This is a genomic window from Thermogemmatispora tikiterensis (assembly GCF_003268475.1).
Lineage (GTDB): Bacteria > Chloroflexota > Ktedonobacteria > Ktedonobacterales > Ktedonobacteraceae > Thermogemmatispora > Thermogemmatispora tikiterensis.
In genome coordinates, this window is record NZ_MCIF01000002.1 from 2549521 (window position 1) to 2555996 (window position 6476).

Genomic DNA, 6476 nt, shown 5'->3' on the forward strand with positions numbered 1-6476 from the left:
GCAAAATGTACTTGAGCAGTTCGCTCCAGAGCTGACTCAGGCGCACCCCTTTCACTATTTCCTGCTGCCGCAGCGCCTGAGCGTTCGCACCCACACGCTCCGCTGGCAGCCCGAGCGTGCCGGCTACGCCGTGGTCGCCCCCGTCCGCCACCTGCTCCTCCTCCTCTGGCAAGGGGAGGACCCGGCGCGCTGGGGAGAGGTGCAACGCTGGCTGGCAGCGTTCTGGCTTCAGCAGGCGCGCGAAGGGCGTGAGGCGGAACGCGTCGGCGCCGTGCAGGACTGGTGCCTGCACCGGCTGCTGCTGGGGGACCCGCCGTCCCAGCTCCTCAGCGAGCTGGCGGCCTGGCCCTGGCCCTCCCCCGAGGAGCGACGTCGGGCGCTGCAGGCCGTGCAGCAGGATCAGGACCTGCTCCAGCTCCTCCAGCGGATCAGTGGGCCGGGGACGGAGGCCGCCGCTGCCTGGCAGGCCGGCCTCCAGCGGCTGACGGCAGACCATCCTGGAGCAGCAGGAGGCCCATCCCCCGAGACGTGATCGCCGCTCGCTGGTGCTTCCCAAGGCCCGACTCCTGGACGGGCTGGCCTCCCCGGAGGAAGCCGGCTGGCTACTCTGGGGGTGCCCCAGCCGCTTGCCCTGGCCTGCCTCTCTCCTGATGCAGCCCTGGAGCAGACCGATCCCCGTGACCGGCGCGAGGGGTACCGCGACCCCCTGGGCAGCGCGCACCCTACACCCGTGGTTCCCACCTGGAACCTCTCCTGCTCGCAGGTCTTGGAGCGCCACCCGGAGGCGGTCGACCCGCCGCACTTCTGCGCCTTCCTGGCGCCTGATCCTCTCCCAGAAGCTCTGCTCGCGGCGACGGCGGCTGACCGGTTCGCCTTCGTCTTCAATGTCGCCATCCAGACCCTGTTGACCATTCGCTGCTCAGTCCTACCCCTCAGAGCGGTCGCCTGCAGGAGCCGATGCAACGGCAGGCAATCCTCCGGGACTCCCTCTCCTTGCAGGAGCCGCGGGACTGGAAGCAGCTGGTGATTGAGGCGCTGGTGCAGGCCTTTCCTGGGGAGGCGTGGGTGCACGGGCCCCTGCGGGAGCAGTGGCTGCCTCACGCGCTGCAGGTTGCGACCTGGATCAGGGCGGAGCGCACGCTGCGGATGCAGGGCCAATCTCAGGATGCTCTCCCGCTCGCACGGCGTGCCCGCACCATTTTTTTGGGGATCATCGAAGCGGCTTGACAGATGCCGCTCCTGATGCTACTCTCGAGGAAGTACCGTCAGCATGAGCGAAGCAGCCCGTATCGGAGTGAAATGGAGTGAAACACTTTACATCTCCCTTTGCACCAGTGCTCTTGTGAGCAGAAAGAAGAGCAAATGAGCCTGTTGGTGACGTTTCGACGAAAGCGCTGGGCATGGTTCGGCGACACGTACGAGCAGATACAAGAAGGGTCCTGGAAGGACCTCTTGGAAGCGATTCGAGACAGCAGCTGCCACTGCTGGGTTTTGATGCCCACAAGAGAGCCAGCCTGGCACGGATTTCTGCTCCAGCTGGAAGACGACTTAGAGCGTCAGCCTCAGGAGTGGGCAGTCATCATGCCCCTCCGTAGGGACCAGCTGAGGATGACCGAGCGATTCGGGCCTGCGCGGATCTGGGTCGTGCCGCCCACCATCTTTGGGTCCAAGGTGCGGGCCATCCGGCGGGAGAGGCGGCGGATGGCCCAGCTCAGGAGCAAGCTCGTGTTCCTCCTCCCCCTAGACGATCAGGAGTTGCTCCATCAAGGAGCGCTCTCTCAGCTGATCCACTCAACTACCAGCCTGCTCGTCGATTGCCACTTGATCCCGCACCGTCCCTGGTCAGACAGTCCCTCCTCAGACTGGAGCAGGCTCGATCAATTGCCCAGCGAGATTGCGATCGCTGAGCTGGTCAAGACACTGAAGCGAGACTCAGTACAGCTCCTCGTCCTGGTCTGTCCACACCAGGGTCACTGCCACCTCTGGTTGGAATTGGTGGTCCTCACGGCGATCTTGACTTCGGAGTTCCAGGTACAGTGGGTCATACTCACGAAGGGTGGAGCTGATGAGCAGAAGGAGAGCGTTCTCCGCTTGGTCGATCCTCTCCTCTGCCTGGTCGATCCTCTCCTGTGACAGCTCTGGTTCCTCTGCTGATCACGTCGCCTCCCAAAAATAAAAAAAAGCCTCGACACCCACCGCAGGAGAGGCGGCTGGACAGGGTGGACAGGGGAGTTGGCCTCCATCGCCGCAGGCCGCCTCCCTGTCTCTCATCGCTTCGTCATCCAGTTGGATCAGGCCACTGTGCTTTTCCTTGCTGTCGCCGTGCCGCCCGGGTCCAGGGCCTGACTCGGACGGCAGTGTCCTCCGTGAGGGGGTCCTGGCTTGCTATTCCCCACGCAGCGCCTGCGCCAGGCGTTGCCAGTCGATCGCCTGGAGAGAGCTGTCGATGATGCACCGGGCCAGTGCTCCCAGTGGACTGGGCCGCAGCCGCAGCTCGGGCTGCTCAGCCCAGCGGCGGGCCAGACCGTCCCACCAGAGTGCCAGAGAGAGCGAGGGATCTGAGGGCAGCCCTTGCTCAATCGGGCGGAGCGCCTCTCCTGCGGCTGCCTCCAGGGGCGTCAAGGAGCAGTCAGCCCCCTCTCTCTGGGCCGCTGCCACGCGACTCCAATCAATGCGCCTTGCAGGGTCAGTGGCCCAGTGAGTGAGCAGGAGTTCCACAGGCCGTGGCGTCTCCTGCCCCTTGAGGAAGCGCTGCACGTGTTCTTCCAGCCACTGCCGGAGCCGGAATGCGTCAGGCGCCAGCGCTTCGAGCGGTTGTCTGGTCTCCTCATCCGTCAGTGTGGTGAACACGTCCCAGGTGGGACGGTTTGGCCACCCCTGGTACGGTGGCCACGCTTCCAGAGGCATCGCTCGTTCCTTCCTTTCTTCTTAGTATAGCACAGAAGCTGGCCAGATCCGCTTCTCGTGGGACCCCGCCTGGGGGTCACTGGCCTTCCTGGCGGGCTGCTGCTTCCACCAGGGTGCGCACCCAGGCAACCGGTCGGGTCCACAAACGCCTGGTCCAGGGCGAAAAGGTCTCTGAGACCCGGCGGAGCTGGAAGCCGCGGCGGGTCACCAGTGCTTGCTCCCGAGGCACCAGCTCAATCGTCGGCTCCACCAACTCTTCCTCCTCGAGGAGGTCCAAAGGCAGCTCCTCCTGAGAGGAGCAGGTGAACCGCTCCCAGATCGGCAGATGCACCTGCGGGTCGAGTTTGATGGCGCGGGGCGCCTGCCATGATGAAGCGGGCCAGACGATCAGGTAGCCCGCTTCATCCAGCCGGTCGACCTGGCACCAGGCCTCCTGCCGCACCGGCAGTCCTCCTTCATCACGCCCAGACACATAGCTGACCTGGTAGAAGGTGATCGAGATGCGAGCCGGCCAGAGCCAGCGCTGGCGCCTGGCTGACCGAAGGCGCTGAGCGAGCAGCTGGCGACAGAGACGGTCCTGCTGGCGAGCCTTCTCTTGCTCGTGTTTCCGTTCTTGTTCCCGCTGCTGTTGGAGCCCGTGCCAGTCTTGCCGGCGCTGACGCCATTGCTCCAAGGCCGCCAGCAGGATGGTTTCTCCCTGGCCATCGTCTCGGCGAACAGTGACGATCAGCTCGCGATCTCCAGGCCCCGTACAGTGGCACACGAAGCGACATTCCCACCCCAGGCTCCATCGGCGGAGTTCTACCTGGCAGGCCGGGCAGAGAAAGGCTTCGAAGGGAGGCCCTGAGAAGCGAAGCACTGGTGTATGCCAGAAGGAGCTCAAGCCAGGCTTTAACAACGGTGCCAGGCGAGGCAGATCCGCCTGCGCCTCCTGAACCAGAGACGCCATCTGCTGACTCGCCTCTTGCTCTCGTTGAGCCTGTGTCGCTCGCTGGCGCTCCAGAGCTTCCTGTTGATGTTGGAAGAACGCTGCCCGCGCCAGGGCAGCCAGATCGAGGTCATGGTCCATGACAGCTCCTTTCACGAGTGCTCTTGCCCGGCTGGTCAGGCGGCCTCGGGCACAGCAGCACGAAGGGATCGCCAGCGATCAGGTTGATGACTCACCATGCTACCAGTTCCCCCTTGCAGCTGCTGGGTCCAGATGCCCTTGTTCGTCCGGCAGGCTCAGTGGAGGAAGCCGGAGCCACTTGGCTGTGATGGCTTGAGCTACAGCGGACATGGAACCAGCCTGCCCTGGGTGTTCGCAGGGTAACACGCTCGCAGCCAATTAGACGACTGCAGCTATACGCCGCCCGATAACTGCTTAGTGTTGCTTCTCGACCATCCGTTACGATCAGCAGGAGTTCCTTAGCCTGCGTCAGCGCCTGCTCTACCTCGGATCGGCGATAGCTGACCACTGGGAAGTAGAGCACTCGCACAGGCATGGGATGCATCAGGATCGCTTGAGCTAGCGTCGGATCTATGATCCCTGTCAGCTGGTCGCTTGCTATTTCCAACCAGCCTTGCGGGCTCACGGAGACCGATAGCGACCCGGGCTGGGGGTGAGGCGCTTCCTCCTGGATCAGGACGACATACCATCCTTCTCCATAGCGCAGGTCAGAGCGCTGTGAGGACCGGAGCACCCACAGGGCGTTCGCAAAGCAGGCCCCTGCGGGTGCTGCCGCCAGTAGGAGGGTTTCCAGCGATTCCACGAGAAGCAGGTGCTGATGGGTCTGATAGGACCAGGATGATGGGCCGTGCATCGTTGTGCTCCTCCAGGTCTTCCAGGTCGCCTCCCTGGGGCCTGGTCGTCCCAGGGAACGTTCAAGAGCGTCCTCTCTCAGGAAGAGGGAAGCAGGAGAGAGAGGGGAGACAGTGCTCCTTCGGAGTCTGTCTCGCACAGCCACCAGGCGGCAGAAGGGACATGGCACTGCTCTCCTGCGATCGCCTCTCTCTGCACATCCGTGGCCCTCCAACCACGGCGATGGGCTCTTCCCTCTCTCGCCTCTTCCTTTCCGTCTCAGCGACGCTGACGCACCCAGGCTCTCGCCAGGCGGGCTCCGCCGGTTCGCCGGGAAGCCTGGATGGGGCAGGGGATGGTCACACGAGACCCCAGGAGTCAGGAGAGTCCCGCAATGATCTTCCCAGCCCGTTCGAGCGCCTCGCGCTTCACGTAGTAGTAGGCCCACAGCCCCTGCTTGTGGCAGTCCACCAGCCCGGCCTCGCGGAGGAGGCGCAGGTGGTGAGAAATGGTCGACTGCCCAAGGGTGCAGGCGCGTGCCAGCTCCAAGACGCAGATCACCCCCCCGTGCTGCCGCAGCAGACTCAGCAGACGCAGCCGCTGCGGGTCCGCCAGCGCCTTGAGCAGGCGAGCCTGCTCCTGGGCCTCTTCCTCAGACAATGGCGGCATGAAAGAAGACAGGGCCTCATGATTCATTGGGCGTGTTGATGCTTTCATCAGGATGATCCTTTCTGGTTCAGGAGAGAGTCTCGTTGAGAACGCCGGGCCCGCGCGAGAGGAGTCGGGTGGTGAGGCATCCCGTGCGAGTCGGACTGGATGATCGCGCATCTGATCGAATCAGCCCAGACGCTGGTATCGAGAGCGCACGTGGTGCGCTCGGGCCTAGTCAGCAGCTGGGGGACAAGCGCACTGCGCTGGGAGTGAAGAGCAGCGCAGAAGGTGCTCACGGGGTCCACTTCCCGGAGCAAGCCCAGGACCGTCACCAGGCCAGGGCGGATTCGTGAGCAGCGCTCCATGTGTGTGTTCAGGAGCGTCAGCCCTCTTCTTCCCCCTCTTCATCCTGCTGGCTGTCCCAAGCCGCTTCAGCCTGGTAGCAGCAGCAATCGTCGTCACAGAGCCGCGTGTGACAGTCGCCGCAGTACTGGGCGTGGAGGTCCTCACTGAAGCGAAGCACAACCCCGAGAGGGTTGCCTTCGTTATCAACGAGTGCACGAGCACTGTCCCTGTCCTCCACCAGGTCCTGAATGCCAGGGCCATACCGCTTGAGAGCACAGGAGACGCAGTAGAGGTCCGCATCCCCCACAATTGCTGCCACACCAGGCCATTTTGGCTGATTTTGCTCCATCCTTTGCTTCTCCTTTCTTGTTTGCTTGCTTGTTTGATTGGGTCTCAAACAAGCGCTCTTCGCCAGGCAGCGCTTGCCAGGCGACTTCAGGACGCCTCGGCCTCCGTCACGCTGCGCATTCCTCTCCAGAGCAGGGCTCCTTTCTGGATGAGGCCGGTCCTCTTCTCCAGGAAAGGGCTGGAGACCCGCGCTGCTCCACTTCGGTGCGGGTGGGAGCAGCGCGGGTCCGAGGAGAGAGGGGGCGAACAGCGACGCGGGTCAGTGCGAAGGAGGCGGCTTTTGTCCCTGTGACGTCATGGGCATGATCAGGTAGGCGGCCTCGCAGGAAGCGACGGGACGCAGTACGATGGGGCGCACAGGCGTGGTCCACTCGATGGCCACCTTCTCCACCTGGGGGTAGGATAGCGCCTCGAGCACCTCGCGGAGGTAGCTGATGTTACAACA

General features: G+C 63.8%; 7 protein-coding genes and 1 pseudogene. 3 read left to right on the top strand and 5 right to left on the bottom strand.

The window, feature by feature from the left end; translation table 11 throughout:
* The 3 genes from A4R35_RS23915 to A4R35_RS10360 form a co-directional block, all read left to right on the top strand.
* Positions 1-532, top strand: a 532-nt coding sequence (locus A4R35_RS23915) for a hypothetical protein (protein WP_189361639.1), incomplete at its 5' end; no start/stop codon positions are given.
* A gap of 425 nt (positions 533-957) precedes the next feature.
* Positions 958-1227 (top strand): hypothetical protein, encoded by a 270-nt coding sequence (locus tag A4R35_RS10355; protein ID WP_112429065.1) that lies wholly within the window; start codon positions 958-960, stop codon positions 1225-1227.
* 381 nt (positions 1228-1608) lie between these two features.
* On the top strand, positions 1609-2133 hold the full coding sequence (locus A4R35_RS10360; protein ID WP_146747180.1) for a hypothetical protein: 525 nt from the start codon (positions 1609-1611) through the stop codon (positions 2131-2133).
* A gap of 252 nt (positions 2134-2385) precedes the next feature.
* Here A4R35_RS10360 and A4R35_RS10365 read toward each other — a convergent pair whose 3' ends face one another.
* From A4R35_RS10365 to A4R35_RS10395, 5 genes and pseudogenes are all read right to left on the bottom strand, one after another.
* Positions 2386-2907, bottom strand: a complete 522-nt coding sequence (locus A4R35_RS10365; protein ID WP_112429069.1) for a hypothetical protein — start codon at positions 2905-2907, stop codon at positions 2386-2388.
* 76 nt (positions 2908-2983) lie between these two features.
* Positions 2984-3976 carry a hypothetical protein gene (locus A4R35_RS10370; protein WP_112429071.1) on the bottom strand — a complete coding sequence of 331 codons (993 nt, stop codon included), beginning with the start codon at positions 3974-3976 and terminating at the stop codon, positions 2984-2986.
* A gap of 1089 nt (positions 3977-5065) precedes the next feature.
* Positions 5066-5404, bottom strand: coding sequence for an ArsR/SmtB family transcription factor (locus tag A4R35_RS10380; protein WP_112429075.1), 339 nt, complete (start codon positions 5402-5404; stop codon positions 5066-5068).
* A 316-nt stretch (positions 5405-5720) separates the two neighbouring features.
* A complete protein-coding gene (locus tag A4R35_RS10390) occupies positions 5721-6032 on the bottom strand; it encodes a hypothetical protein (RefSeq protein ID WP_112429079.1) in 312 nt (103 codons plus the stop codon).
* Between the two features lie 258 nt (positions 6033-6290).
* Positions 6291-6476, bottom strand: a pseudogene (locus tag A4R35_RS10395) (hypothetical protein); the annotation flags it as partial.